Below are 25,493 nucleotides of genomic sequence, written 5' to 3'. Positions count from 1 at the left end.
ACCGCGCCGCCGATGAGTTCCGCGCGGCGCACCGGTCGTTACGGGTGACCGCGTTCCACACCCCGGGAGGTACCCATGAACACCGACGGACTCGTCACCTGTCTCTGGTTCGACGGCCAGGCCGAGGAGGCGGCCGAGTTCTACGTCTCGGTCTTCAAGAACTCGAGCGTCGGCCGGATCAGCCGCTACCCCGAGGGCAGCCCCGGACAGGCCGGGGCTGTGATGACCGTGGAGTTCACGGCCAACGGGCAGCGGTTCGTCGCGCTCAACGGCGGACCCCAGTTCACCTTCAACGAGGCGATCTCGTTCCAGCTCCACTGCTCCGACCAGCAGGAGATCGACCACTACTGGAGCCGGCTCACCGAGAACGGCGGCGAGGGCGGTCCCTGCGGCTGGCTCAAGGACCGCTACGGCGTCTCCTGGCAGGTCGTCTACGACCGGCTGATCGACATGGTCTGCGAACCGGACACGGAGAAGGCCGAGCGCGTCACCCGCGCCATGATGAGCATGGGCAAACTGGACGTCGCCGCGCTGGAGAAGGCGTACGCGGGGGAGTAGGCCGGCCGGTGTCCCGCGCCCGGCGAGCGCGCCGGGCGCGGGATGACTAGCGTTCTGTGCAGGGGCGGACCGGCGCCGACCGGCCGAGCGGAGAGGGCTGCGACCATGGCCGTGCAACCTGAGGGAACGCCCTGCTGGGCCGATGCCATGTTCGGCGACCTGGAGCGCGCCCGGACCTTCTACGGCGAGGTCCTCGGCTGGACCTTCGGCGAGTCGTCGCCCACGTACGGCAACTACACCCAGGCCTACGCCGACGACCAGGCGGTGGCCGCGGTGGTGCCGCCCATGCCGGGCCAGGAGGGCCAGCCCCAGTGGTGCCTGTACTTCGCCTCGCCGGACGCCGCCGCCACCGCGGAGCGGATCCGGGACAACGGCGGAGAGGTGCTGATGGAGCCGATGCGGGTCGGTGAGTTCGGCACCATGTGCCTGGCCCGCGAGCCCAGCGGCGCCGTGTTCGGTGTGTGGCAGGCGGGCAGCCACGAGGGCTTCGACGCCACGGCGGTGCCCGGCGCCTACTGCTGGGCGGAGGTCTTCACCCGCGACCCCGAGCGTACGGACGCCTTCCTGACCGCCGTCTTCCCGTACCGGGCGAAGCGGATCGCGGACGACGCGATCGACTTCCGCACGTTCGACCTCGGCGAGGAGACCGTCCTCGGCCGGATGCGGATGACCGACGACTTCCCGCCCGAGGTGCCCTCCTACATCAACGTCTACTGGACCGTCGCCGACTGCGACGCGGCCGTGGCCCGGGCGGTCGATCTCGGCGCCGTCCTGCACTTCGGGCCCATGACGAGCCCCTTCGGCCGGTTCGCGTCGCTCAGCGACCCGCAGGGCGCCAACTTCTCGGTGATCGACATCCGGACCACCGAGGGCGAGATGCCGGGGTTCGACGACGACTGACCCGCGGCCGGGAGGGACCCGGTCCGGTGGTGACCGCGGCCGTGGCATGATCGGCCGTATGCGTGAACGTGTGGTGGCCGCGTGCGACGGGGCTTCGAAGGGAAACCCGGGACCGGCCGGATGGGCGTGGGTGGTCTCCGACGACGAGCGGACCGCCGCCCGCTGGGAGTCCGGCCCGCTCGGCCGGGCCACCAACAACGTCGCCGAGCTGACCGCTCTGGAGCGGCTTCTCACCGCCGTCGACCCGGACGTGCCGCTGGAGGTCCGGATGGACTCCCAGTACGCGATGAAGGCCGTCACCACCTGGCTGCCGGGCTGGAAGCGCAACGGCTGGAAGACCGCGGCGGGCAAGCCGGTCGCCAACCAGGAGCTCGTGGTGCGCATCGACGCACTGCTCGACGGCCGGTCGGTCGAGTTCCGCTACGTCCCCGCCCACCAGGTGGACGGGGACCCGCTGAACGACTTCGCCGACCGTGCCGCCAGCCAGGCCGCCACCGTGCAGGAGGCGGCCGGCAGCGCCCTCGGCTCGCCCGAGCCCCCGCCCTCGCCCGACACGCCGGCGGCCGGGGCCGCGCGGAAGAAGGCGCCCCGCCGCGCCGGCGCCGCCGCCCGTTCCTCCTCCCGCACGATCAAGGCGAAGTTCCCCGGCCGCTGCCCGTGCGGCCGCTCCTACGCGGCCGGCGAGTCCATCGCCAAGAACGCGCAGGGCTGGGGGCACCCGGAGTGCCGCACCGCGGACGCCTGACCGGCGGCCCCGCGGCCCGCGCCGGACGTCAGCGGTCGAGCGTGTCGAAGGTGTAGAACCGCGTGTGGTCCAGCAGGTCCGCCGGACGCACGTCGTTCCAGGGCTTCATCGTCTCGTTCAGGTCGACGACGTCCGGCGTTCCGCCCGCCGGCACGTATCCGGCGTCCGGGTGCCTGCGCTGCCACTGGGCCCACAGCTTGTCGACATAGGCGTGGTGCAGCCAGAACACCGGGTCGTTGGGGGAGACACCGGTGCCCATCTGGCCGCCGACCCACACATGCACCCGGTTGTGCAGGTTCACCCCGCGCCACCCCTCCAGGTGGTTGCGGAAGCCGTCCGAGGCGCTGTTGTACGGCATCGCGTCGTACGCCGTCATCGACAGCACGGACTCCACCTCCGCGCGCGTCGGCAGCTCCCGCACGCCGGTGCCGAGCGAGCGGCGCAGGAACGTACGGCCGTCCACCCGCACGCTGATCGGCCAGTCGCCGGTGGCGGCGGCGAACGGGCCGTCCATCACCCGGCCGTCCGAGCCGCGCCCGGTCCCCCCGAGGAAGTCCGGCGCCCACAGCGAGGCGCGCACCGTGCGGTCGGTGCTCCAGTCCCAGTACGGCAGCGCCACCGAGGGATCGACCGACTGCAGGGCGCGCTCGAAGTCCAGCAGGAATCTGCGGTGCCAGGGCAGGAAGGACGGGGAGCGGTGGCCGGTCCGCTCGCCCGTGTCGGTGTCGGACATGATGAAGCCGTTGTGCGTGCGGACGAACTCGTCGTAGCGTCCGCCGCGCTTGAGTTCGAGGACGGCGCCGACGAAGCGGCGCTTGTCGTCGGCGGTGAGATCGGCCTGGTTCTTGCGTACGGTCATGTGCGCGGTGCTCCGGGTGTTCCTGCGGGGGCGGTCAGTTGGCGGGGAAGGGCAGCAGCGCGGCGCCCCGCAGCTCGTCCACCGCGGCGCGGGCGGCGGCGCGCGGGGTGGGCACCGGGGCGTAGTGGCTGACCACGCTGATCCAGGTCCCGTCGGCGTTGCGCATCACGTGCAGCTCCACGCCGTCGACGAACACCGCGTAGCCGCCGCCGTGTTCGTGGTGGGCGCCGCCGCCGTCCGAGGGACGGCCCTGTATCCGCCGGCCCTTGTAGACCTCGTCGAAGGACTCCGGCGCGCCGTGGTGGTGTTCGGCGGCTTGCGCGGCTTGCGCGGCTTGCGCGGCTTGCGCGGCGGGCACGGCGAGTGCGGCGGCCGGGGGCGCGGCGGCGAGGCCGGCCGCAGTGGTGAGGCCGGCCGCCGTGGTGAGCGCGCGGCGCCGGGTGAGTTCGGGCATGCGGGTCCTCCTGCGAGGGGGTGAGTGGTGACCCCGCATGCCTATCGGGCCCCGCGCGCGAGGGAGAAATCATCCGTAAGTGGTTGGCTGTGATCAGGACAATTGGTTACACATCGTGCAAGGTTGAACCAAGGTGATCTTGCTGTCGCGGCTAGCCGTCCCATCGCGGAACGGGTAATTCCTTGCGGCCGCGACTGGAATCGCGGTGTTCCTTGCTGTGAGTGGGCCGCCAGAGTGGCGCGCGTCACCGCGCCAGGCTGACGCGATCCGCGAACCCGCCCGTGCGGGCGGGCTCCTGCTACCCTCCGGTGTCGTCCGAGCACGTTGAGTGATCGTCAGGGGTGTGCGCGTGAAGGTCGTCTGTGTCGGAGGCGGGCCCGCGGGCCTGTACCTCGCCATCCTGCTCAAGCGGCAGCACCCGTCCCACGACGTCACCGTCCACGAGCGCGACCCGGAGGGATCGACCTACGGCTGGGGCGTCACCTACTGGCGCGGGCTGCTCGACCGGCTGCAGGCCCACGACCCCGAGTCCGCGGCGGCGATCGAGGAGAGCTCGGTGCGCTGGAACGAGGGCGTGGCCCACATCCGCGGCCGGACCGCCCGGCAGCCCGGCGACGAGGGGCACGGGATCGGGCGCCACCGCCTGCTCGAGATCCTCGCCGGGCGCGCCCGCTCCCTGGGCGTGCGGCTGGAGTACACCAGCGAGGTCCCGGCCGCCGCCCTGCCGGAGGCCGATCTGGTCGTGGCGGCCGACGGCGTCCACAGCGCGCTGCGCACCCGGCACGCCGGCCACTTCGGCACCCGGCTCGAAGAGGGCCGCAACCGCTACGTCTGGCTCGGCACCACCAAGGTCTTCGACGCCTTCACCTTCGCCTTCGTGGAGACCGGGCACGGCTGGATCTGGGCCTACGGCTACAAGTACAGCGACGACCACAGCACCTGCGTCGTGGAGTGCGCCCCGGACACCCTCACCGGGCTCGGCCTGGACCGGGCGGACCGGGGCGAGGGGCTCGCGCTGCTGGAGAAGCTCTTCGCCGGCGTGCTCGACGGCCACCCCCTCATCGACCGCGCCCCGGCCGGCGGCGGCGCGCCGTGGCCGGCCTTCCGCACCCTCACCAACCGCACCTGGCACCACGGCAACGTCGTGCTGCTCGGCGACGCCGCGCACACCACGCACTACTCCATCGGCGCGGGCACCACCCTCGCACTGGAGGACGCCATGTGCCTCGCCGGCTCCCTGCGCCGGCACGCCTCGCTGTCCGAGGCGCTGACCGCCTACGAACGCCAGCGCAGGTCCGAACTGCTCTCGGCGCAGAGCGCCGCCCGCTACAGCGCCCAGTGGTACGAGAACCTGCCGCGCTACGTCCAGTTGCCCCCGCACCGGATGTTCGCCCTGCTCGGCCAGCGTCACTCCCCGCTGCTGCCCCATGTGCCGCCGCAGCTCTACTACGGCATCGACAAGGCGGCCGGCCAACTGGAGGTGCTGCGCAGGCTCAAGCGCTGGCTGGGCCCCCGGGCCGCCCGCGCCCTGCACGCCAGGGCGGTGGCCGACCGGCGCTGAGCCGCAGACGTTGGTGAATGGCCATTCACTCGATAAGGTGAATTGTCATTCACCAACGTCCTCACGCTGCCCGCAGGAGCGCCGATGGCCCAGTCAGCACCGACGTCCCGGTCCGGCACCGGCGGGGCGCCGCCCCGGCTGCGGGACCGGCTCACCATCCCCGTGCTGGCCTCGGGCGGCATCCTCATGGCCGTCATGCAGACGGTCGTCGTCCCGCTGCTGCCCGACCTGCCGCGGCTCACCGGGGCGTCGGCGGCCTCCGTCTCCTGGATGGTCACCGCCACCCTGCTCTCCGGGGCGGTGCTCACCCCCGTGCTCGGCCGGGCGGGCGACATGTACGGCAAGCGCCGGGTGCTCATCGGCGCGCTCGCCCTGATGACCGCCGGCTCCGTGATGTGCGCCCTGTCCGCCGACATCGGCGTGCTCATCGCGGCCCGCGCGCTCCAGGGCGCCGCCGCCTCCGTCGTACCGCTGTCCATCAGCATCCTGCGCGACGAACTGCCGCCGGAGCGCCGCGGCTCGGCGGTGGCGCTGATGAGCTCAACCGTCGGCATCGGCGCCGCGCTCGGCCTCCCGCTGGCCGCGCTGGTGGTGCAGTACGCCGACTGGCACACCATGTTCTGGCTGACCAGTGTCCTCGGCGCGCTCGGTGTGACCGCGACCTGGTGGGCGGTCAAGGAGTCCCCGGTGCGCGAGGCGGGCCGCTTCGACGTCCTCGGCGCACTGGGCCTGGCCGCCGGTCTGGTGAGCCTGCTCCTCGGTGTGTCGCAGGGCGGCCAGTGGGGGTGGGGCAGCCCCCGCGTCCTCGGACTGTTCCTCGCCGCCGCCGCGATCCTCGTCCTGTGGTGGTGGTGGCAGTTGCGGACCGCCGAGCCGCTGGTCGACCTGCGCCTGGTCACCCGGCCCCGGGTGGGCCTGTCCCATGTGGCGGCCGTGCTGACCGGGTTCGCCTTCTACGCCAACTCGCTGGTGACGGCCCAGCTCGTACAGGCGCCGAAGGCCACCGGCTACGGCCTCGGCCTGTCGATCGTCGCCACCGGCCTGTGCCTGCTGCCCGGTGGCGTCACCATGCTGCTCTTCTCGCCGCTGTCCGCCCGCATCTCGGCCTCCCGCGGACCGCGCGTCACCCTCGCCCTCGGCACGGCCGTCATCGCTTGCGGATACGCGCTGCGCATCGCCGACAGCCGCGACCTGTGGATGATCATCCTCGGCGCCACGGTGGTCGCCACCGGCACCACACTCGCCTACTCCGCGCTGCCGACCCTCATCCTGCGCGCCGTCCCGGCCGCCCAGACGGCCTCCGCGAACGGCGTCAACGTCCTGATGCGCACCATCGGCCAGGCCACCTCCAGCGCCGCCGTCGCCGCCGTCCTGGTCCACCACACCAGCCTCGTCGGCGGTGTCCCGGTGGCCACCCTGCACGGCTACCTGCTGGCGTTCACGATGGCCGGCGCCGTCGCCCTGGTCGCCTGCGCGGCCGCCCTGTCCATACCCGGCGACGGGCCCTCCGCCGGCATCCGGCGCGCCCGCGGCGCCACCCGGGGCGCCCGCGACGGAGCTATGGAGGGAGCATGAGGGCGTGAGCACCTCATCCGGCCCCCGGGCAGCCGCCCCCGCACCGCGCGGAACCGCCCCCGCGCCCCGCGGACCCGTGTCCGCAGCGAGTGAGGCCGCGCCCGCGCGGCGTGACGCCGAGGCCACCAGGACGGCCATCCTCAAGGCCGCCCGGTACCTCCTCGCCCGGCACGCGCACGCCGACATCACCCTCCGGGCGGTCGCCGAGCGGGCCGGGGTCAGCCCGCCGCTGATCCTCAAGTACTTCGGCAACAAGGACGCCCTGTTCGCCCGCGTCATGTCCTTCGACACCGACGCCGACGACCTGCTCGACGCGCCCCTGGAGGAACTGGGCCGGCACATGGTCCGGCACGTCCTGGCCAGCCAGCGCGACCGCGGCGCCGACCCGCTGCTGCGGATCGCCTTCGCCCCCCTGCACGGCGACCACGGCGAGGTGCTGCGCGCCAACTTCCGCGCCCAGGTGACCGGACGCCTCGCCGCCCGGCTCACCGGCCCGGACCCGGGGCTGCGCGCCGAACTCGCCGTCGCGGGCCTGCTGGGCCTGGGCGTGATGTACGGCGTCGCCCGCGGCCCGCATCTGCGCGGAACCGACCTCGACGCCGTCGCCGACCGCTACGGCCCCCTCGTCCAGGCCCAGTTGACGCCCTGACCCCACCGGCCCGCCACCCCCGGCGGCCCGGCGGGGCCGGCCCCGGCCCCGCCGGAACCACCCGGTCCGCCGGTCCGCCGGGCCGGATGACAGACTGGACGGTATGGACGAACGCGTAATCGACAGGTCGGGACAGTGGGCGTCGGTCGTCGGACTCGGCACCTGGCAGCTCGGTGCGGACTGGGGCGAGGTGGACGACAAGGAGGCCCTTTCCGTCCTGGAGACGGCGGCCGAGTCCGGGGTCACCTTCTTCGACACGGCCGACGTGTACGGGGACGGACGCAGCGAGGAGACCATCGCCGGCTTCCTGCGCGGCCGGCCCGACCTGCATGTGCTCGTGGCCACCAAGATGGGCCGCCGGCTGGAGCAGACGCCCGAGAACTACGTGCTGGACAACTTCCGCGCCTGGAACGACCGGTCCCGCCGCAACCTCGGCGTCGACCGCATCGACCTGGTCCAGCTCCACTGCCCGCCGACCGCCGTGTACTCCTCCGACGCGGTGTACGACGCCCTCGACACGCTGGTGGCGGAGGAGCGCGTCGCGGCGTACGGCGTGAGCGTGGAGACCTGCGCCGAGGCGCTCGCCGCGATCGCCCGGCCGAACGTGGCGAGCGTGCAGATCATCCTCAACCCGTTCCGCATGAAGCCCCTCCTGGAGGTGCTCCCGGCGGCCCGCGAGGCGGGCGTCGGCATCATCGCGCGGGTGCCGCTCGCCTCCGGCCTGCTGTCCGGCAAGTACACCAAGGACACGGTCTTCGCCGCCGACGACCACCGCACCTACAACCGGCACGGCGAGGCCTTCGACCAGGGCGAGACCTTCTCCGGCGTCGACTACGCGACCGGCGTCGAGGCGGCCGCCGAGTTCGCCGCGCTCGCCCCCGAGGGCTTCACCCCGGCCCAGCTCGCCCTGCGCTGGATCATCGAGCAGCCCGGCGTGACCACGGTCATCCCCGGCGCCCGCAACCCGGAGCAGGCCCGCGCCAACGCGGCCGCCGCCAAGCTGCCGGCGCTCTCCGCAGAGACGCACGCGGCGATCCGCGACCTGTACGACCGCCGGATCCGGGAGCAGGTCGAACACCGCTGGTAGTCGCCGCGAAACCGTCCGTTTGAGCGGACGTTCACCCGGATAAACGGATCGCATGAAACCGGACGGACGGCGTACCGGCCGCGACGAGACCGAGGAGGAGCGGGCCGACCGGATGTGGGGTGAACTCATCCAGGAGGTCCGCGTCGCCCAGACCGGCGTGCAGATCCTCTTCGGTTTCCTGCTCACCGTGGTCTTCCAGCAGAAGTACGCCGCGCTCGCCCACGCCGACCAGGTCATCTACATCGTGACGGTCGTCCTGGGCGCCTGCGCGACCGGCGCCCTCATCGGGCCGGTGTCGCTGCACCGCCTGGTCTCCGGCCGGCGGGTCAAGCCGCAGGCGGTGCGGATCGCCTCCCGGCTGACCTTCGTCGGCCTGGTCCTGCTGCTCCTGACGATGACCTCGTCGCTGCTGCTGATCCTCCGGGTCGCCACCCACAACGGCTACGTGCCCTACCTCGTCGCCGGCGTGGTCGCCTGGTACCTGGTGTGCTGGTACGGGCTGCCCCTGTGGGTGCGCCGCCGGCACACCAGGCGCATCGACGGCTGACCGGTCCACCGCCGCTCACCCGCCGCCGCTCACCCGCCCGTCGTCCGCGCCTGGAGGGCCGCCAGCCGGCGGTCGTGCACCCCGCTGAGCAGCAGCAGCGACAGCACCGCCCCGACCAGGGCGCAGAACATGTCCCACTGGGTGTCCCAGAGGTCGCCCTGGGTGGCGAGGAATGCGTCCGCGCCGTGCCCGCCGATCCCGGCGGCCGCCCACTCCAGCAGTTCGAAGGACGCGCTGAAGGCGAGACAGGCGCACACGGTGAGCGGGGCCAGCCAGCGGCTGCCGCGCAGCGGTGAGGTGCGGACGAGGAGTTCGCGCACCAGGACGGCCGGGACGAAGCCCTGCATCAGGTGGCCGAAACGGTCGTACGGGTTGCGGGAGAGACCGAAGCCGTCCCGGACCCAGTCGCCCAGCGGCACCCGCGCGTAGGTGTAGTGGCCGCCGACGGCGAGCACCAGGGCGTGCGCGGTGAGCAGCCCGCAGAGCAGACCGGTCAGCGGGAAGCGCCGCCAGGCCAGCACCACCAGGGGCAGCCCGGCCAGCACCCAGAACGTCTCCAGCAGCCAGGTGGTGCGGTCGCGCACGTCCCACGCCGACGCGGCGAGTCCCACGGCCACCACGCCCGCGTACAGGGCGGGCGGCACACGGCGTGGCGAGGGGATCGGGGCGGGGCGCACTGCGGTCATGGCGGGGCTCCTTGCCGGGGCAGGTGGCGGTCGAAGGAGCCCCATCGTGCGGCCGGCGGGCGGGCGCGGACATGAGTACGGCTACTCACGGCGCCCCGGCCCGCCACTCAGCCCGTGGAGAGGATCTCCGCCAGCAAGTCGTCCACCCGGACCTCCTCCTGACCGCGCGCCACCACCTCGTGGGTCTGCCGCAGGAACGCGTGGAGCGCGGGCGCCCAGGCGTACACGACCGCGTGGTGGCGGCCGCCGTCGGCCCGGTAGTCGCCGAGGAACTCCATGCGCAGCTCGCGCCACCGTCCGGTGGAGACCGGCCGCAGCCGCACGTCGCCGATGCCGACCGGGCCGGCCAGCCCGTCGAGGAGCATCTCCCGGTCGAGCCGCCACCGGGCCAGCACCCGGCCGTCGTGGCCGAACGCGGCGGTGACGGCGAACGGGTCCTCGGCGTCGTAGCTCAGGTGGGCGAGCACCGGACACCGGGCGGTACCCTCCGCCTGGAGCTGCACCACCAGGGTCTTGTGCACGAAGCGGTTCACGCAAGGTCCTCCGGAAGCGATGGGCGTAGGGACCTCTAGTACCCCGTACGGGCCGGAAATGCTCATCCGTCCGGCTGAATCCCCGCCGCCCCCCTCGTGTCCGCCCGTGCCGTGTCAGCCGAACGCCTCGCGCAGGGCGGGCAGCAGGGTCTTCGCCGACCAGTCGAGGAACTCGGGCTGTGAGTCGCCCCCGATCTGCACCAGGGCGATCTCCCCGAACCCCGCCTCGGCGTACGGCCGTACCGCCTCCACGAAGGCGTCCGGGTCGTCGCCGCACGGGATGGCGGAGGAGACGTCGTCCTGGGTCACGAACTGGGTCGCGGCCTCGAAGGAGTCCGGGTGCGGCAGCTCGGCGTTCACCTTCCAGCCCAGGCCGAACCAGCGGAACTGGGCGTGCGCCCGCTTGACCGCGGCGTCCCGGTCGGGGTCGTAGCACACCGGGAGCTGGCCCACCCGGGGCTTGCCCGCGCCGCCGTGCCGGTCGAAGGCCTCCAGCAGCCCCTTCTTCGGCTCGGTGGCGATGACCAGGTCGGCGAGGTCCCCGGCGAGCTTGCAGGACTGCTCGCCGGAGACCGCGACACCGATCGGCGGCGCCTGCTCCGGCAGGTCCCACACCCGCGCCGACTCCACGTCGTAGTGCGTGCCGTGGTGGGTGACGTGGCCGCCCTCCAGCAGCGAGCGGATGATCTCCACCGCCTCCCGCAGCATCTCGTGGCGCACGTCCGCCGGGGGCCAGCCGCCGCCCACCACGTGCTCGTTGAGGTTCTCGCCGGCGCCGAGCCCGAGCCGGAACCTGCCCTCGGACAGCAGCTGCATGGTCGCCGCCTTCTGCGCCACCACGGCGGGGTGGTAGCGCAGCAGCGGGCAGGTCACGTAGGTCATCAGCGGGATCCGCGAGGTGGCCTGCGCCGCGGCGCCGAGCACGCTCCACGCGTACGGGGCGTGGCCCTGGGCGCGCAGCCAGGGGAAGTAGTGGTCCGAGGTCACCGAGAAGTCGAAGCCCGCCTCCTCGGCCCGTACCACGTGGTCCACCAGGTCCCGGGGGCCGGCCTGCTCGGTCATCATCGTGTATCCGATTTGCACCATAGGACGCGAGTCCCCGGGCCGGCGGACGGAAAACTGCCCTGGCGCCGGTCAGTGCCCCGGTTCGCGGAAGGTCCGCAGGAACGTCCTTAGCGCTGTGGTGCCCGCGGAGTCGCCCCAGGCCCTGGCCGGCGCGGTGTACCGCAGCGAGAAGCCGCGCCCGCCGCCCAGCAGGAAACCCCGTCCCAGGGTGTGCGTCCGGGCCGCGCCGGAGCCGGCCAGCCACTCCAGATCGGCGGCCCGGTGCGTCCGGTAGGTGAGGGCCCGCACCGCGCCGACGCGGCGGTAGCCGGGGAGCCGTGCCAGCTCGGGTTCGACCTGGTCGCGCCAGACGGCGACCGGGTCCGGGCCGACGCGCTCGCTGTAGGTGACGGCGAGGGTGGGGGAGGCGCCGCCCGCGGGGGAGTCGCCGGCGCCGAAGGTGACGCGGTAGGCGTGGTCGGCCGCGCGTGCGGTGGTCAGCCGTCTCCAGCCGTGCGGCAGGGCCACCGAGAAGCCCTCCGGCGCGGTGTAGGGACGGTACCCGGCGGGCAGGGCGGGCGACCGGGTGGGGCCGGGGCTCGCGGCGCCGCCGGGAGTGCCGTCACCGGCGCGGCCGGGCGGCGGGGCGGCCGTGGCGGTGGTGCGGGAGGGCGCGGCCGCGGTGGGGGCGCCGGGCAGCCGGTGGGTCGCGGCCAGCACGCCGACCGCGATGGTGACGACGGCCAGGGCCGTACCGGCCATCAGCAGCCGTCTGCCGGGCGACGGCGCGGCGTGCCGTACGGCCGCGCAGGCGTCGCGCAGCCAAGGCGTGGGCGCGGGGCGCCGGTCGGCCTCGCAGTCCGCGTCGAGGGCCCGCGTCAGGGCGTTTCGGACCACGGCCCGGTTCAGCCGGTCCCGGGAGTTCTTGCGCAACAGCCCCTGGACGGCCTGGGTCAGCGGGCCGGCGCGCAGCGGCGTGCGCAGCGGCAGCCGGTCCACGGCCTTCAGGGTGGCGTCGGGCCGGCCGCGGTCGCGGAACGGCGGACGCCCCTCGACCATCGTGTAGAGGAGCGCGCCCAGCGCCCACAGGTCGGCGGCCGGTCCGACGCGCTCGTCGCGGGCCTGTTCCGGCGAGGCGTACGACGGCGCCGTCAGCCGCGGGGCCGGCGTCGCGCCTGCCAGGCCGAACCCGGCCACCAGGACCGGACCGCTGTCCCGGACGAAGACCTGACCGGGGCTCAGTTCGCCGTGGGTGATGCCCTCGTCGTGCGCCGACTGCAGCACGTCGAGGATCTCCAGGCCCAGTCGCGCCGCCCGGACCGGGTGCAACGGGCCCTCCCGGTCCAGGAGTTCGCCGAGCGGCGTGCCCTCGATCCGGTCCGTGACCGTCCACAGGGCGCCCGCCTCCACGACGGCGTCGACGACCGCGGCGACCCGCCCGGGGCACAGCAGCCGCATGATCTCGGAAGTGCGCACCACCCGGGCCGCCACGCGGCGTGCGGTGTCCGCGCCGACGGTCTCCGGCAGCTCGGTGCGGGCCATCAGCCGGGGCCGGCCGGTCGTCATGTCCTCGGCGTACCACCACAGGCGGTTCGTCTCGCGGGCGAGGACGTCCAGGAGCCGGTACCGGCCGGCGACCGGCTCGTGTGCGAAGACGTGCGCCTCGACCATCGTCATACCTCGCTGGGACCCCGACTCGACTTGCCCAGAGGTACGCGGGGCGCGCCGGGGTGCGTTCAAAGGATCCGCTACTCCGGCTCCTTTCCTGCCTTTTATTCAACGTGCCGACAGGGCCGGCGGCTTTGCGAAGGCGGGCCGTGCCCGGGCGTCGACCTGTGGGTTACCGAAGGTAGACGCCCGGGTGTCCAGCGCGTTCACCGGCTGAGCCGGGACGTGCTTCAGAGCAGCCCGAGGCGGTCCGCCCAGCCGAACAGTTCCCCGGGCGCCGAGTTGCCCCCGCACACCACGAGCCCGAGCCGGGCCCCGTCGCCGACGCGGGCCAGCACCCGCCGGGCCGCCGGCAGCAGACAGCCGGCGGCCGGCTCGGTCCACAGCTTGGCCCGGTCGGCGAGGTCGAGGCAGCCCTGCACCGCCTCCCGGTCCGGCACCACCAGGACCTCCTCCACGAGCGCCGACACATGGTCGTAGGTCAGCCGGGACACGGACGGCGCGCTCAGCGTGGTGACGAGCGAGGACACCGGCACCTGCCGGGGCCCGCCCGCCCGGAGCGCGCCGGACATGGCCTCGGCGCCCTCCGTCTCCACGCCCCACACCCGCACCCCCGGACAGCGGGCGCGCAGCGCGGCCGCCACCCCGGCGATCAGACCGCCGCCTCCCACGCTGACCAGGACGTCCGTCGGCCCGTCGGCGCCCTGGGCGTCCTCGGCCAGTTCGAGCCCCACGGTGCCCTGCCCGGCGATCACGACCGGGTCGTCGAACGGGTGGACCAGCGTCAGCCCCTCGTCCCGCAACTCCATCACCAGCTCGAAGGCGCTGTCCATGCCGTCGGTCAGCCGCACCGACGCCCCCGCGTCCTCGGCCAGAGCGATGGAGCGCGCCGGCGCGGTGCGGGGCATGACCACGGTCGCCTTCACGTCCAGCGCCGCCGCCATCTCCGCGACCGCGATGCCGTGGTTGCCGCCGCTGACCGCCACCACGCCGGCCGCGCGCTCGGCCTCGCCCAGCGACAGCAGCTTGGCCGTCGCGCCGCGTGCCTTGAACGAGCCGGTGCGCTGGAGCAGTTCGAGCTTCGCGGTGACCGGGGCGCCGAGCAGGTCCGCGAGCCCGGGGCTGGGCACGGTCGGCGTCCGCACGACGTGGCCGGCGATCCGCCGTGCGGCGGCTTCGATCTCCGGGAGACCGATCAGGCTGGTCAAGGTCGTTCACCCTCCCGGCGCGGGGCTTGGGACCGCGCCGTGGGAACCCTGACCCGCGCACGCACGCGCGGTCAACCCTCACAGGTCGCGGTCCACCAGGTGGTCCAGCAGGCCGAGCAGTTCCCCGGCGGCCCCGGTCCCGGGGAGCCCGGTGATCAGCTCCCGCGCGAGCGCCGTGCGGGCCCGGGCCTCGGCCAGCGCCGCCGTCCGGCCGCCCGCCTCCTCGATCAGCGCGGCCGCCTCCTCGGCGCACCCCGCGGGACCGAGCAGCGCGGGCAGGCGGCTGGCCGCGGGGGAGCCGAGGGCGAACAGCACCGGGAAGGTCTTCTTGCCCTCGCGCAGATCACCGCCCACGGGCTTGCCGGTGACCTCCGGGTCGCCCCAGATACCCAGCACGTCGTCCACGAGCTGGAAGGCCACGCCCAGGTGCCGTCCCGCCCGGTCCAGCGCGGTGACGGCCGACTGCCCGGCCCCGCCGAGCGCGGCCCCCAGCGCGGCGGCGCAGCCGAGCAGCGCGCCCGTCTTGTGTTCCGCCATCGTCCGGTACTCCCCGGGTGTCACCCGCTCCGGGCCGGCGCAGGGCCGGGCGGTGAACAGCAGGTCGTCGGCCTGCCCGCGCACCAGGTCGGCCAGGGCGGCGGAGAGCAGCCGCACTCCGCCGGGGCCGCCGGGCGCGGCGGCCAGCGTCTCCACGGCGAGCGCGAACAGCGCGTCCCCGGCGAGCACCGCCGGTCCGGTGCCGTACGCCTTCCACACCGCGGGGCGGCGGCGCCGGGTGGCGTCGCCGTCCATGATGTCGTCGTGCAGCAGCGAGAAGGCGTGCACCAGTTCCACCGCGACCGCCGCCGGGATCCCGGCCCGCCCGTCGGCGCCCGCCGACTCCGCGCCGAGCACCGCGAGCGCCTGCCGCACCCCCTTGCCGCCCGGTGCGGCGGCGGGTGCGCCGCCGACCTCGCACCAGCCGAAGGAGTACGCGGCCATCTCGGCCATCCAGGGGTGCAGCCGCTCCACCGCCGCCGCGAGGGCCGGCCGCACCAGCTCCCGGCAGCGGTGGAGGGTGTCCAGGGCCGGGGGAGGAGCCTGCACCGCCGGGGGGAGCGCGCTCATCGCGCGGCCGCCGCGTCCACGCCGAACTCCCGCTGCGCCCGGGCCACCATCTCCCGCGCGTGCCGGAGTCCGGCCCGCTCCAGCACCCGGGCCAGATCGGCGAGTTCGGCCGCCGTCTCGGCGCGGTCGCGGCCCAGCCGGGCCAGCGACTTGGCGAGGCCGAGCCGGGACAGCGCCTCGCCGCGCGGCTCGCTCATCGCCCGGAACTCCTCCAGGGCCAGCTCGTACAGCTCCCGCGCCTCGGAGTAACGGCCCGCACGGTAGAGGACGTTGCCGCGCATCTTGTGGTTGTAGGCGAGCGCGCTGGAGAGGTTCATCGCCCGGCAGGCGGTCTCCGCCCGCGTCAGCAGTTCCAGTGCCCGCCCGGTGTCGCCGTCGCGGACCGAGACGATGTCGGCCAGACCGCGCAGCGCCCAGGCGTGGCCGCGCCGGTCCTCGGCCCGCTCGGCTATCTCCGCCGCCTCCTCGAACAGCGCGTACGCCCGGTCGTGCTCACCGGTGTTGCGGTGCATCTGCGCGATGCCCTCCAGCGCCCACACGGTGTGCCGGGCCTCCCCGCGCCTGCGGGCCTCGGCGAGCAGTTGCTCGTGCAGCCGGCCGACCGCCTCGTAGTCGCCCTGGATGCGCCCGGTCTCCGCGAGACCGGCCAGCGAGTAACCCCGGACCACGACGTCGCCGCCTCGCTCGCCGAGTTCGGCGGCGAGCCCGAGCAGGCGCCAGGCCAGCGGGAACGCCCCGCGCTGCCGGGCCAGGGTGCCGCCGCTCCACAGCGCCCACGCCATCGCGGCGGTGTCGCCCGCGTCCCGCGCGGCGCGGTAGCTCGCCTTCCAGGCCCGATCGGCCTCCTGTACCCGGCCCAGCCGCCGGTGCGCCTCGGCGACGGCCAGCCCGCAGCGGGCCACCTCGCCCGGAAGGCCGGACCGCTCGGCCTCGCGCAGCCGCTCGGTGCCCTCGGCCAGCACGTCGACGAGCGAGGAGTTCACGGAAAGGGTGGTCAGGGAGCCCTGGTACTCCGGGGCGAAGGCCTTGCCGTACATGTGTGCCCTTCTATACACGAAGTGTATACACGGGGTGTATAGCACATCGGAAAGGTGCCCCGGCCCGCAGGCCGGGGCACGGTCTGTCGTGGGTCAAGACGCCGGCGCCGAGGATCGGGTTGCCCGTGCGGCGAAGATCACTCGACGGGGCGTCAGTGCTGCTGCGCCTTCTGCGGCGTCGCCTCGCTCGGCCGCACCACGACGAACCCCTCGCCCTGGAGCATCAGTTGCACCGCCTCGCCCGAACCGCCGCGCAGCATCGAGCCGATGGACTGCGAGCGGTGCAGCGAGGTCTGCAGGTGTGCGGACCAGCCGACCACCGCGTCGGTGTCGACGTACACCGGGTACTGCGCCGAGACGGGTATAACCAGCGGGTTGCCCTCGCAGACCAGGCCGAGCCGGCCCTGTCCGCTGAACACGCTGTTGAACAGGCCGCCGCCGGTGACGCCCGAGCCCTTCACGGTCTTGATCTCGTACGCCAGCGAGGCGTCGAAGCACAGCACGTTGCGGCCGTTGACGGTGAACTGGTCGCCCGGCTCGACCTCGACGATGAAGCAGTTCTGCGCCTCGTGCGCGAACCAGACCTCGCCACGGCCGCGTACCGCCATCAGCGGCAGTCCCTCGCCGGTGACCGCGCGCTTGAGCATCCCGCCGACGCCCTGGCCCTTGCGCTCGAACTGGAGGCTGCCCCGGTAGGCGATCATCGCGCCCTGGCGGGCGTGCATCTCGCCGTCGACCGCGTACTTGATGCACTTGGCGTTCTCGACGGTCATGCCGGCCTCGACGGCCGGCTGTACCACGTGCTCACTGGAAAAGAGGGAACCCTTCATGCCGGGCATGGTGTCCCGGACGAAGTCGTTCCGCCAAGATCACCGAACGTGCCCGCCCGGCAACGGGTTCCCTCGCCAGCCGCTTCCGGCGCCCGGCCCCTCACTGCCGCGAGTCCCGCTCCCCGGCGGCCGGGGCGCGCGCCGCCCTGCCCTTGGCGGCGCCCTCGCCGCAGAACGCCGACTCCAGCGCGCCCGCCAGAGTGCCCAGCACCTTCGCGTTGTTGGAGGTGTTGGCGGCGGCCGTGAGGCTCCGGCTGCCGTCCTTCGAGGCGAACGCGTAGGTGTAGAAGCCCTGCACGGCGCCGGTGTGCCCGTACACCGAGACGCCGCAGGAGAGGTCGCGGCGGCGCAGCCCGAGCCCGTACGACGTGGTGCCGTCGACCCGGATGAAGCGCTCCATCTCCGCCAGCCGGGCGGCGGACAGCAGCCTGCCGCGCAGCAGCGCGGAGTAGAAGGTGTTCAGGTCCCTGGCGCTGGAGATGAGCGCCCCCGCGCTCTGCGCCCAGGAGGCCGTCTGGTCGGTCGCGTCGACCAGTTCCGCGCCGGCGGCGTCCGGGGTGAGGTAGCCGTGGGCGTGGCGGCCCGGAATCCTCGTGTCCGGGTGCACGTAGAACGTGTCGCGCAGCCCGAGCGGGGTGATGAGCCGCTTCTCGTAGGCGTCGCGCACGGGTTTCCCGGTGAGCTTCTCGATCAGCAGGCCGGCCACGACGTAGTTGGTGTTCGAGTACGAGTAGGCGGCGCCGGGCGCGTTGGTGCGGGGCTTGTCCAGCGACAGGGCGATCAGGTCGCGGTAGCCGAAGACCTTGTTCCGGACCGCCTCGAAGCCGGAGACGCTGCTGGCGAACATGTCGTTGCTGTAGTCGTACAGGCCGCTGCGGTGGCTCAGCACGTGCCGGACCGTGATCCGGTCGTCCGGCAGCAGCTTCGGCAGGTACCGGTTCACCGGGGCGTCCAGGTCCAGCTTGTGCTCGTCGGCCAGCTGCAGCAGGACGACGGCCGAGAAGGACTTGGTGACGCTGCCGATGCGGAACCGGTCGGCGGCGCCGATGGCCTGACGGGTGCTCCGGTCGGCGAAGCCCCGGGTCACCAGGTACGAGTCGCCGCCGTCGTCGACGCGCGCCAGTGCGCCGGGGGCGCCCTGGTCCACCACCGAGTGCAGCACCGAGTCCAGGCCCGAGACGTCGGGTGCGGGCAGCGCCGCGGCCGCGTGGGCGTCCGCACCGGAGGTCGCGGCCCGGGCCGGGACCGTGAGCAGCGAGAGCGCGACCGCTCCGAGCACCGCACCCCTGCCCACGCTTGCTGGGACCATCCGGCTCACTCCCGTCCTCGCGGCTCGCGATGCGACATCGGTCACATTCCGCCCTGCAACCTAGGGGATTGCGGCAGCGTCTCCACAGTCGACACACAGCGGGCCCCTCGCGATCACCCTGTGGCAGGCATTCGTAAAGGATTGTCATAGAAGACCGCGAAATGGATCATTCCGCCTTTACGTGCGCATGACTGATCCGCAAGGGTTGCTGCACGGGGCCCGACCAGCCCCCCGTGGCGCTCAACTGCGCCACGCCTCAGGGCGGTTGGGGACACCTGCCGCCTTCGAACGAAGGAACCCTGATCAGATTGCGTAGACCGCACATACGCACCGCGGCAGTCGCCGTCGCGGTGGCGACCGCCGCCACAGGTCTGGCCGGCACGGCCTTCGCGGGTCCCTCCGCCTCCGTGGAGCGCTCCGCCGCGTCCTCCGCCACCACCGCCGCGGCGGTGGTGAAGGCGGCGAACGCCGCGGCCTTCGCGCACTCCGCGGCCACGGGGGTCGCGCAGGGCGACGAACTCCACGCCCAGGACGTGCTCGTCGACCCCGAGGGCGCGCGCCACGTCCGTTTCGTCCGCACGCACGACGGGATGCCGGTGCTCGGCGGCGACCTCGTCGTCCACCTCGACCGGCGGCTCGCCTACACGGGGGTCACCAGCGCGGCCACGCACGCCGTCAAGCCGGCCGCCGCCGAGCCGCGGCTGACCGCGGCTCAGGCCGCGGCCAAGGCCGCCCGCGCCGCCAAGGGCGAGGCCGGCGGCGCCGAGCTGGTGGTGGACGCCCGCGGCGGCTCCGCCGCCCTCGCCTACCAGGTCACCGTCACCGACGACGACAGCGCGAGCACCGTCGTCGTCGACGCCGTCACCGGCAAGGTGCGCAGCAACACGCCCGTCGCCGACGAGTTCCTGTCGCCGAAGCTGCTCGCCAAGCTGCGCAGGAGCGGCCAGAGCGCCGACCCGGCCACCGGCATCGGCTCCTCCACCGGGGCCGGCCTGCTCGGCTCGGGCGTCTCCGGCGTCACGCGCTACCCGGCGACCGCCAGGGGCACCGGCAAGACCCTCTTCGTGGGCAGCGTCGGCCTGACCACCACGGCCACCTCGCGCGGGCACTACCAGCTCAAGGACCCGAACCGGTACGGCACCGAGACCCGCGACGCCAAGGGCAGGTACACCGAGTCCTTCGGCGCGGGCACGAAGTTCACCAACACCACCAACGTGTGGGGCAACGGCAAGACCACCAGCCGGGCCAGCGCCGCGGCCGACGCGCAGTACGGCATAACCAAGACGCTGGACTTCTACAAGAAGACCTTCAACCGCAAGGGCATAGCCAACAACTCCAAGGCCGCCCGCGGAATGGTCCACTGGGGCAACAAGGTCGCCAACGCCTTCTGGGACCCGACCTGCAACTGCATGCTGTACGGCGACGGCGACGGCCAGATGTTCAAGAAGCCGCTCGTCGTCCTCGACGTCACCGGTCACGAGCTGACCCACGGCGTGGTGGAGGCGACCGCCGACCTGCAGCCGACCTACGTCGACGCCGACGGCAACCAGTACGGCGAGCCCGGCTCGCTGAACGAGTCGCTCGCCGACATCTTCGGCTCCAACGTCGAGTTCTACGCCAACAACGCCAAGGACACGCCGGACTACCTGGTCGGCGAGAAGCTGGGCCTGGACCAGAAGTTCCTGCGCCGCCTCGACCACCCCTCGCTCGACAAGCTCGAGGGCACGATCGACTACTGGTCGCAGGACACCTACTTCACCGAGGTGCACGCCGGCTCCGGCGTCTCCTCGCACGCCTACTACCTCCTCGCGGAGGGCAGCGGCAAGAAGAAGATCGGCACCGTCACGTACGACTCGCCGACCTACGACGGCTCCACGGTCAAGGGCATCGGCCGCACCAAGGCCACCGCCATCTTCTACCGTGCGCTGACCCGCTACATGGTCTCCACCACCGACTTCCACGGCGCGCGCGTCGCGACGCTGAAGGCGGCCAAGGACCTGTACGGCTCGACCAGCACCGAGTACAAGACGGTGAACAAGGCGTGGGCCGCGGTCAACGTGACCGCCGCCAACACCCCGGCCGCCCGCCGCTGACGGACGTCCGCACCGCGCACCACCGGATGCCCCGCCCCGCGCGGGGCATCCGCACGTCCGGGCTCCCGCCCGCCGCGGTGGCGGAGCGCCGGCAGCGGCGGGACCATGACAATCGTGGTACCCGCAGACACCTCCCGGCCGCTGCGCCCGGAGCCCGGCGGGCCCGCCGGGGCGAAGGACCGGGTCCGGTGACCGGCCGGTCCGCCCGCGTCCGGCGCCTGGCGGCCGCGGCGCTGCTCACCCTCGCCTGCCAGTGGGCGCCCGCGCGGGCGGCGACCGGGCCGCCCGAGCCCGCCGGACGGGACGCCCAGGTGGTCACCTGGGCGGCGAGCGCCGGCCGCCTCGGCGAGGGCACGGCCGGCCGCGGCTACCGGCTGATCGTGCGCACCAGCGTCGCCGGCAGCGGGCTGCGCGTGCGCCTGTCCAACGCCTTCGGCGACCGCCCCCTGGCCCTGGACAGCGTGCGCGCGGGCCTGCGGAGCACGGGCGCGGCGCTGGTGCCGGGCAGCGACCGGCCGCTCACCTTCGGCGGCGCCCGCACCGTCACCCTGCCCGCTGGCGCGGTCGCCTGGAGCGACCCGCTGCCCGGCTCCGTCCCGGCCGGGGCCGACCTCGCCGTCAGCCTGCACACCCCCGGCGCGGCCGGCCCGGCCACCGGGCACGCCCTGGCGATGCAGACGTCGTACGTCACCCAGGGCGACCACACCGCCGAGACGAGCGGGGCCAACTGGGCCCGGCACACCGGCTCCTGGTGGTACCTGGACGCGGTCTCCGCGCGCCCCGCGGACCCCGCCACCGGCGCTGTGGTGGTGCTCGGCGACTCCCTCACCGACGGCCGGCAGTCCACCCCCGGGCTCGACCGGCGCTGGACCGACTACCTCGCCCGGCGCCTGCACCAGGCCGCGACGCACGTCAAGGGCGTGGCCAACGAGGGGATGTCCGGCAACAAGGTGCTCAGCGACGGCGCCGGGCCCGGAGCCCTGCACCGGCTGGAGCGCGACGTGCTGTCCCAGCCCGGCGCGCGCACCCTCCTGCTGTTCGAGGGCGTGAACGACCTCAGGGCTCACACCGGGGTCACCGCCGCCGGGCTGATCGCCGGATACCGGACGATCCTGCGGCGGGCCCACGCGGCCGGGCTGTGCGTGGTCGGCGCGACCATCGGACCGTTCGCGGGCCGGCCCGAGTGGGACCCGGCCGCCGAGGCGGTGCGCCAGGACGTCAACCGGTTCGTCCGCACCGGCGGGGAGTTCGACGCGGTCGTCGACTTCGACCGCGTCCTGCGCGACCCCCGCGCGCCCGGGCACCTGCTCCCCGCCTTCGACGACGGCGACCATCTGCACCTGAACGACGCGGGCATGCGGGCCCTGGCCGACGCCGTCGGCCCGCACACCCTCGACTGCGCGCGCGGACCCCGGCCCGGCTGACCCGGGCCCCGCCGCGGGGGGTTCAGCGCAGCGTCTCGGCCCAGTCGGCCGGCACCCGTCCCGCCGGACCCGGCACCGGCTGGTCGGCCGGGTGCGCGGCCGGCGGCGCGAGTTCGGGACCGTCCGTGTACAGCTCGCCCGTGTCGTAGTTCCAGAACCAGCCCTCGCCCGGCTCGAAGCTGCGGATCACCGGATGCCCGGTCGCCTCGTGGTGGGCGGTGGCGTGCTTGGAGGGGGAGTCGTCGCAGCAGCCGATGTGCCCGCAGGCCGCGCACCGGCGCAGGTGGAACCACCAGCCGCCGTCCGCGTCGCACTCCACACAGCCGGTGCCGCTCGGCGGGACGTTCGGGTCGATGGCGGACTCGCCGCTCATGCTGTCTCCTCGGGGTTCGTCAGGGCGGACCGCTCCTCGGGTGTGGCGGCGGTCAGCGGCAGCAGCACCTGGAAACGGGTGTCGCCGGGCTCGGACTCGACGCGCAGGGTGCCGTGGTGCTTGTTCACCACGATCCGCCAGGAGATGTCCAGGCCGAGCCCGGTGCCCTGGCCGACCGGCTTGGTGGTGAAGAACGGGTCGAAGATCCGGCTCCTGATCTCCGGAGGCACCCCGGGCCCGGTGTCCCGGAACTCCACCAGCGCCTGCTCGCCGTCCAGCGCGGTCCGCACGGTCAGCGTGCCCTGCCCGCCGGCGCCGTTCATGGCGCACACGGCGTTGTCGATCAGGTTGGTCCACACCTGGTTCAGCTCCGCCGGATAGCCGGGGACCTGCGGCAGCGCGGGGTCGTACGCCTTGACGACCTCGATGTGCGGACCGATCTTGCCCGACAGCATCAGCAGCGTGCTGTCGAGGAGTTCGTGCACGTCGACGACCCGGTAGGGGGCCCGGTCGAGCTGCGAGTACTGCTTGGCGGCGTCCACGAGGTGCGAGATCCGGGTGGTGGAGTCCTCGATCTCGCTCATCAGCAGCTCGGTCTCGACCGTGTAGTTGAGCCAGCCGACCGCCCCGGGCAGGATCTCCGCGTCCACGGCCGCCGCGACCTGCTCCAGCCAGTCCACGTCCAGCCCGGCCTGGACGAAGGTGGGCGCGAGCTGCCAGCCGTGGTCGATGCCGTGGTCCTCCAGCCAGTCGCCGAGCGCGTCCTCGCGGTCGGAGGCCTCCAGCGGGCTGAGCGCCGGCGCCTTGGCGACGCGCTCCGCGGTGCGTTCCTGGATCTCGATCAGGCTCGCCAGCGCGTCCCGGGAGAACGGGCCCTCGGCGATCACCGCGAGCTTGCGCCGCATCTTCGCGACCCGCTCGCGCAGCGTCGAGGTGGCCCGGACGGCGGCCGCGGCGGGATTGTTCAGCTCGTGCGTGAGCCCGGCCGACAAGGAGCCGAGCGCCAGCAGCCGTTCGCGCTGCCCGATGGCCGCCTGAGTGCTCTTGGAGCCGAAGAACAGGCCCTCCAGCAGATGCGTGGCCATCGGGAACCACTCGCTCATGATCTCGGCGAAGACGTCCGCCGGCAGCACGAAGAACCGCGTCGGCTCCGTCACCCGCATCGAGTTGTTGTACGCCTGCCGCACCCGGTCGCCCAGGTACGCCTGCATGGCGCCCGCGTACACCCCGCGCTGCGAGGTACGCGACACCTCCACGTCGTCGCCGCCGACCCGCCGCGAGAGCACGACCGTGCCCTCCAGCATCACGTAGAAGCAGGTGGCGGGGTCGCCCTCGGTGTAGACCGGACCGGGCTGGAACAGCTCCACCCGGCCCTCGCGGCACAGCCGGCCGAGCTGTTCGGGCGCCAGCTTCTCGAACAGGAACAGGGAGCCGATCTCCCGAGGGCTGCACGGCACCGGCTGCCCGCTCACGACTGCTCCAGGTACCGGTGGACGAGCATGACGGCCATGGCTCCCTCTCCGACGGCGGACGCGACCCGCTTGGCGGACTCGGCGCGGGCGTCGCCCGCCACGAACACGCCGGGGACGCTGGTCTCCAGGTGGTACGGCGCCCGGTCCAGCTCCCAGCCGGCCGGCGGGCGCCCGTCGGCGGTCAGGTCGGGCCCGGCCAGGATGAACCCGCGTTCGTCGCGCAGCACCGTCCCGTCCAGCCAGTCGGTCAGCGGGGCGGCCCCTATGAACACGAACATCCACTGGGCGTCGACGCGTTCGGTCTCCCCGCTGGTCATGTGACGCAGGGTCAGCTGCTCCAGCCGGCCGGAGCCGTGCGCGGCGTCCACGACCGTGTGGCCGCGCACCGAGATGTTCGGCGCCTCGCCGATCTGCTGGATCAGGTAGTGCGACATCGACGCCGACAGGTCGGGCCCGCGCACCAGCAGCGTCACCGACTTGGCGAACCGGGACAGGTACATCGCCGCCTGGCCCGCCGAGTTGGCGCCGCCGACGATGTACACGTCGTGTCCCTGGCAGGAGGAGGCCTCGGTCAGCGCGGAGCCGTAGAACACCCCGCAGCCGGTCAGGTCGGCGCAACCCTCGGCCTGCAGCCGCCGGTACTGCACGCCCGTCGCCAGGATGACGCTGTGCGCCGCGATCGCCGAGCCGTCCGCGAACCGCACCACCCGGGCCGCCCCGTTGACCTCCAGCCCCGTCACCTCGCGCGTGGTGAGGATCTCGGCGCCGAACTTGGCCGCCTGCCGCCGCGCCCGGTCGGTGAGCTGGGCGCCGGAGACCCCGTCGGGGAAGCCCAGGTAGTTCTCGATCCGGGAGCTCTGCCCGGCCTGCCCGCCGGTCGCGGACCGCTCCACGAGCACCGTCCGCAGGCCCTCCGAGGCCCCGTACACGGCGGCCCCGAGCCCGGCCGGGCCGCCGCCGATCACCACCAGGTCGTAGAAGTCGGCGGTCGGCGTCGTCGCCAGGCCCACCCGCGCGGCCAGCTCGGGCGCCTCGGGCTCGATGAGGACCGTCCCGTCGGGAGTGATCACCAGTGGCAGCCGCTGCCCGTCCTGCCCGGCCGCGGTCAGCAGCCGCCGCCCCTCGGGCTCCTCCACCGAGTACCAGCGGTAGGGCACCTGGTTGCGGGCCAGGAACTCCCGTACGTCCGAGGACCGGGCCGACCAGCGGTGCCCCACGACCTTGGTGCTGGGCACCGGCTTGTAGGCGCTGGTCCGCCAGGCCTGGAGCAGGTCGTCCAGGACCGGGTAGAGCTTCTCCTCCGGCGGGTCCCACGGCTTGAGCAGGTAGTGGTCCAGGTCGACGACGTTGATCGCGTCGATCGCCGCGTTGGTGTCCGCGTACGCGGTCAGCAGCACCCGCCGGGCCCCCGGATACACGTCCAGTGCCTGTTCCAGGAAATCGATGCCGTTCATCTGCGGCATCCGGTAGTCGGCCAGGATCACCGCCACCAGGTCCCCGCGCAGCTTCAGCTCGCGCAGCGCCTCGAGCGCCGACTCGCCGGACTCCGCGCGCACGATGCGGTACGACTCGCCGTAGCGCCGCCTGAGGTCGCGGGCGACGGCGCGGGAGACCCCCGGATCGTCGTCGACTGTCAGGATGACGGTCCGCGCTGCGTCGGCGGCCTGTGCCATGCCTCTCCCACCCCGTGGTCGGATCACCGGGACCGCGTCGCTTCGCCCGCCGCACCGGTTCCCGCCCATCGTATGTTCGATCGCCCGGGTTCGCCGCGCCG

The 25,493-nt window shown here is 73.6% G+C and carries 24 protein-coding genes; 10 read left to right on the top strand and 14 right to left on the bottom strand.

What is annotated here, in order from left to right:
* Positions 1 to 75 precede the first annotated feature (75 nt).
* From ACFQ9Z_RS01455 to ACFQ9Z_RS01445, 3 genes are all read left to right on the top strand, one after another.
* Positions 76 to 558 (top strand): VOC family protein, encoded by a 483-nt coding sequence (locus ACFQ9Z_RS01455; protein WP_383009420.1) that lies wholly within the window; start codon positions 76 to 78, stop codon positions 556 to 558.
* A 105-nt stretch (positions 559 to 663) separates the two neighbouring features.
* Positions 664 to 1,458 carry a VOC family protein gene (locus tag ACFQ9Z_RS01450; RefSeq protein ID WP_383009417.1) on the top strand — a complete coding sequence of 265 codons (795 nt, stop codon included), beginning with the start codon at positions 664 to 666 and terminating at the stop codon, positions 1,456 to 1,458.
* A 46-nt stretch (positions 1,459 to 1,504) separates the two neighbouring features.
* Positions 1,505 to 2,203, top strand: coding sequence for a ribonuclease H (locus tag ACFQ9Z_RS01445; RefSeq protein ID WP_383009415.1), 699 nt, complete (start codon positions 1,505 to 1,507; stop codon positions 2,201 to 2,203).
* 28 nt (positions 2,204 to 2,231) lie between these two features.
* On the opposite strand, the gene ACFQ9Z_RS01440 is transcribed toward ACFQ9Z_RS01445, so the two are convergent.
* Both ACFQ9Z_RS01440 and ACFQ9Z_RS01435 read right to left on the bottom strand, forming a co-directional pair.
* Positions 2,232 to 3,062: a tyrosinase family protein gene (locus ACFQ9Z_RS01440; RefSeq protein WP_383009412.1), complete on the bottom strand. Its 831-nt coding sequence runs from the start codon at positions 3,060 to 3,062 to the stop codon at positions 2,232 to 2,234.
* Positions 3,063 to 3,096: 34 nt separating this feature from the next.
* Positions 3,097 to 3,516, bottom strand: coding sequence for a tyrosinase cofactor (locus tag ACFQ9Z_RS01435; RefSeq protein ID WP_383009410.1), 420 nt, complete (start codon positions 3,514 to 3,516; stop codon positions 3,097 to 3,099).
* A gap of 343 nt (positions 3,517 to 3,859) precedes the next feature.
* Between ACFQ9Z_RS01435 and ACFQ9Z_RS01430 the strand changes: the two genes are divergently transcribed.
* The 5 genes from ACFQ9Z_RS01430 (at position 3,860) to ACFQ9Z_RS01410 (ending at position 8,935) form a co-directional block, all read left to right on the top strand.
* On the top strand, positions 3,860 to 5,077 hold the full coding sequence (locus ACFQ9Z_RS01430; protein ID WP_383009408.1) for an FAD-dependent monooxygenase: 1,218 nt from the start codon (positions 3,860 to 3,862) through the stop codon (positions 5,075 to 5,077).
* Positions 5,078 to 5,161: 84 nt separating this feature from the next.
* Positions 5,162 to 6,652, top strand: coding sequence for an MFS transporter (locus tag ACFQ9Z_RS01425; protein WP_383009406.1), 1,491 nt, complete (start codon positions 5,162 to 5,164; stop codon positions 6,650 to 6,652).
* 76 nt (positions 6,653 to 6,728) lie between these two features.
* Complete coding sequence (locus tag ACFQ9Z_RS01420; protein WP_383009404.1) at positions 6,729 to 7,301, top strand: TetR family transcriptional regulator; 573 nt, start codon at positions 6,729 to 6,731, stop codon at positions 7,299 to 7,301.
* Positions 7,302 to 7,404: 103 nt separating this feature from the next.
* Complete coding sequence (locus tag ACFQ9Z_RS01415; protein WP_383009402.1) at positions 7,405 to 8,388, top strand: aldo/keto reductase; 984 nt, start codon at positions 7,405 to 7,407, stop codon at positions 8,386 to 8,388.
* 52 nt (positions 8,389 to 8,440) lie between these two features.
* Complete coding sequence (locus ACFQ9Z_RS01410; RefSeq protein ID WP_383009400.1) at positions 8,441 to 8,935, top strand: DUF6328 family protein; 495 nt, start codon at positions 8,441 to 8,443, stop codon at positions 8,933 to 8,935.
* A 29-nt stretch (positions 8,936 to 8,964) separates the two neighbouring features.
* Here the strand turns inward: ACFQ9Z_RS01410 and ACFQ9Z_RS01405 are convergent, their stop codons facing one another.
* The 9 genes from ACFQ9Z_RS01405 to ACFQ9Z_RS01365 all read right to left on the bottom strand — a co-directional run bounded on the left by ACFQ9Z_RS01405 (position 8,965) and on the right by ACFQ9Z_RS01365 (position 18,357).
* Complete coding sequence (locus tag ACFQ9Z_RS01405) at positions 8,965 to 9,621, bottom strand: DUF2238 domain-containing protein (RefSeq protein ID WP_383009397.1); 657 nt, start codon at positions 9,619 to 9,621, stop codon at positions 8,965 to 8,967.
* Between the two features lie 107 nt (positions 9,622 to 9,728).
* Positions 9,729 to 10,154 (bottom strand): SsgA family sporulation/cell division regulator, encoded by a 426-nt coding sequence (locus tag ACFQ9Z_RS01400; RefSeq protein WP_383009395.1) that lies wholly within the window; start codon positions 10,152 to 10,154, stop codon positions 9,729 to 9,731.
* Between the two features lie 114 nt (positions 10,155 to 10,268).
* Positions 10,269 to 11,240 (bottom strand): LLM class F420-dependent oxidoreductase, encoded by a 972-nt coding sequence (locus ACFQ9Z_RS01395; protein ID WP_383009393.1) that lies wholly within the window; start codon positions 11,238 to 11,240, stop codon positions 10,269 to 10,271.
* Between the two features lie 48 nt (positions 11,241 to 11,288).
* Entirely contained in the window at positions 11,289 to 12,875 is a 1,587-nt protein-coding gene (locus tag ACFQ9Z_RS01390; protein ID WP_383009391.1) for a serine/threonine protein kinase, read from the bottom strand.
* Between the two features lie 221 nt (positions 12,876 to 13,096).
* On the bottom strand, positions 13,097 to 14,065 hold the full coding sequence (locus ACFQ9Z_RS01385; protein WP_383010287.1) for a threonine/serine dehydratase: 969 nt from the start codon (positions 14,063 to 14,065) through the stop codon (positions 13,097 to 13,099).
* 87 nt (positions 14,066 to 14,152) lie between these two features.
* On the bottom strand, positions 14,153 to 15,181 hold the full coding sequence (locus ACFQ9Z_RS01380; protein ID WP_383009389.1) for a polyprenyl synthetase family protein: 1,029 nt from the start codon (positions 15,179 to 15,181) through the stop codon (positions 14,153 to 14,155).
* Positions 15,178 to 16,218 (bottom strand): tetratricopeptide repeat protein, encoded by a 1,041-nt coding sequence (locus ACFQ9Z_RS01375; RefSeq protein ID WP_383009387.1) that lies wholly within the window; start codon positions 16,216 to 16,218, stop codon positions 15,178 to 15,180. The genes ACFQ9Z_RS01380 and ACFQ9Z_RS01375 overlap by 4 nt, the downstream gene beginning before the upstream one ends.
* Before the next feature lie 152 nt (positions 16,219 to 16,370).
* A complete protein-coding gene (locus tag ACFQ9Z_RS01370) occupies positions 16,371 to 17,048 on the bottom strand; it encodes an AIM24 family protein (protein WP_383009385.1) in 678 nt (225 codons plus the stop codon).
* A gap of 100 nt (positions 17,049 to 17,148) precedes the next feature.
* Entirely contained in the window at positions 17,149 to 18,357 is a 1,209-nt protein-coding gene (locus tag ACFQ9Z_RS01365) for a serine hydrolase domain-containing protein (RefSeq protein ID WP_383009383.1), read from the bottom strand.
* Positions 18,358 to 18,665: 308 nt separating this feature from the next.
* Here ACFQ9Z_RS01365 and ACFQ9Z_RS01360 point away from each other — a divergent pair, with 308 nt between their 5' ends.
* Both ACFQ9Z_RS01360 and ACFQ9Z_RS01355 read left to right on the top strand, forming a co-directional pair.
* The gene (locus ACFQ9Z_RS01360; protein ID WP_383009381.1) at positions 18,666 to 20,450 is read left to right on the top strand and encodes a M4 family metallopeptidase; all 1,785 of its coding nucleotides are present in this window, start codon (positions 18,666 to 18,668) and stop codon (positions 20,448 to 20,450) included.
* Positions 20,451 to 20,638: 188 nt separating this feature from the next.
* On the top strand, positions 20,639 to 21,874 hold the full coding sequence (locus ACFQ9Z_RS01355) for an SGNH/GDSL hydrolase family protein (protein ID WP_383009379.1): 1,236 nt from the start codon (positions 20,639 to 20,641) through the stop codon (positions 21,872 to 21,874).
* Positions 21,875 to 21,896: 22 nt separating this feature from the next.
* Here the strand turns inward: ACFQ9Z_RS01355 and ACFQ9Z_RS01350 are convergent, their stop codons facing one another.
* From ACFQ9Z_RS01350 to ACFQ9Z_RS01340, 3 genes are read right to left on the bottom strand one after another with little or no spacing between them, the layout of a single operon-like run.
* Entirely contained in the window at positions 21,897 to 22,247 is a 351-nt protein-coding gene (locus tag ACFQ9Z_RS01350; protein WP_383009377.1) for a UBP-type zinc finger domain-containing protein, read from the bottom strand.
* Positions 22,244 to 23,719 (bottom strand): ATP-binding protein, encoded by a 1,476-nt coding sequence (locus ACFQ9Z_RS01345; RefSeq protein ID WP_383009375.1) that lies wholly within the window; start codon positions 23,717 to 23,719, stop codon positions 22,244 to 22,246. Before ACFQ9Z_RS01345 ends, ACFQ9Z_RS01350 begins: the two co-directional genes overlap by 4 nt.
* Positions 23,716 to 25,392, bottom strand: coding sequence for an FAD-dependent oxidoreductase (locus tag ACFQ9Z_RS01340; protein ID WP_383009373.1), 1,677 nt, complete (start codon positions 25,390 to 25,392; stop codon positions 23,716 to 23,718). Before ACFQ9Z_RS01340 ends, ACFQ9Z_RS01345 begins: the two co-directional genes overlap by 4 nt.
* Positions 25,393 to 25,493: the final 101 nt, after the last annotated feature.

It is taken from the genome of Streptomyces sp. NPDC056580 (assembly GCF_042793175.1).
GTDB lineage: Bacteria > Actinomycetota > Actinomycetes > Streptomycetales > Streptomycetaceae > Streptomyces.
Note: the sequence above shows the minus strand (reverse complement) of the source record. Positions and strands in the feature narration are given on the sequence as shown.

What these genes read in the sequence shown, in the direction of transcription:
- ACFQ9Z_RS01405 (WP_383009397.1), bottom strand. Translation starts at nt 9,621, where the DNA reads ATGACCGCAGTGCGCCCCGCCCCGATCCCCTCGCCACGCCGTGTGCCG.
- ACFQ9Z_RS01370 (WP_383009385.1), bottom strand. Translation starts at nt 17,048, where the DNA reads ATGAAGGGTTCCCTCTTTTCCAGTGAGCACGTGGTACAGCCGGCCGTC.
- ACFQ9Z_RS01455 (WP_383009420.1), top strand. Translation starts at nt 76, where the DNA reads ATGAACACCGACGGACTCGTCACCTGTCTCTGGTTCGACGGCCAGGCC.
- ACFQ9Z_RS01435 (WP_383009410.1), bottom strand. Translation starts at nt 3,516, where the DNA reads ATGCCCGAACTCACCCGGCGCCGCGCGCTCACCACGGCGGCCGGCCTC.
- ACFQ9Z_RS01350 (WP_383009377.1), bottom strand. Translation starts at nt 22,247, where the DNA reads ATGAGCGGCGAGTCCGCCATCGACCCGAACGTCCCGCCGAGCGGCACC.
- ACFQ9Z_RS01380 (WP_383009389.1), bottom strand. Translation starts at nt 15,181, where the DNA reads ATGAGCGCGCTCCCCCCGGCGGTGCAGGCTCCTCCCCCGGCCCTGGAC.
- ACFQ9Z_RS01365 (WP_383009383.1), bottom strand. Translation starts at nt 18,357, where the DNA reads ATGGTCCCAGCAAGCGTGGGCAGGGGTGCGGTGCTCGGAGCGGTCGCG.
- ACFQ9Z_RS01340 (WP_383009373.1), bottom strand. Translation starts at nt 25,392, where the DNA reads ATGGCACAGGCCGCCGACGCAGCGCGGACCGTCATCCTGACAGTCGAC.
- ACFQ9Z_RS01410 (WP_383009400.1), top strand. Translation starts at nt 8,441, where the DNA reads ATGAAACCGGACGGACGGCGTACCGGCCGCGACGAGACCGAGGAGGAG.
- ACFQ9Z_RS01425 (WP_383009406.1), top strand. Translation starts at nt 5,162, where the DNA reads ATGGCCCAGTCAGCACCGACGTCCCGGTCCGGCACCGGCGGGGCGCCG.
- ACFQ9Z_RS01390 (WP_383009391.1), bottom strand. Translation starts at nt 12,875, where the DNA reads ATGACGATGGTCGAGGCGCACGTCTTCGCACACGAGCCGGTCGCCGGC.
- ACFQ9Z_RS01440 (WP_383009412.1), bottom strand. Translation starts at nt 3,062, where the DNA reads ATGACCGTACGCAAGAACCAGGCCGATCTCACCGCCGACGACAAGCGC.
- ACFQ9Z_RS01375 (WP_383009387.1), bottom strand. Translation starts at nt 16,218, where the DNA reads ATGTACGGCAAGGCCTTCGCCCCGGAGTACCAGGGCTCCCTGACCACC.
- ACFQ9Z_RS01445 (WP_383009415.1), top strand. Translation starts at nt 1,505, where the DNA reads ATGATCGGCCGTATGCGTGAACGTGTGGTGGCCGCGTGCGACGGGGCT.
- ACFQ9Z_RS01415 (WP_383009402.1), top strand. Translation starts at nt 7,405, where the DNA reads ATGGACGAACGCGTAATCGACAGGTCGGGACAGTGGGCGTCGGTCGTC.
- ACFQ9Z_RS01450 (WP_383009417.1), top strand. Translation starts at nt 664, where the DNA reads ATGGCCGTGCAACCTGAGGGAACGCCCTGCTGGGCCGATGCCATGTTC.
- ACFQ9Z_RS01395 (WP_383009393.1), bottom strand. Translation starts at nt 11,240, where the DNA reads ATGGTGCAAATCGGATACACGATGATGACCGAGCAGGCCGGCCCCCGG.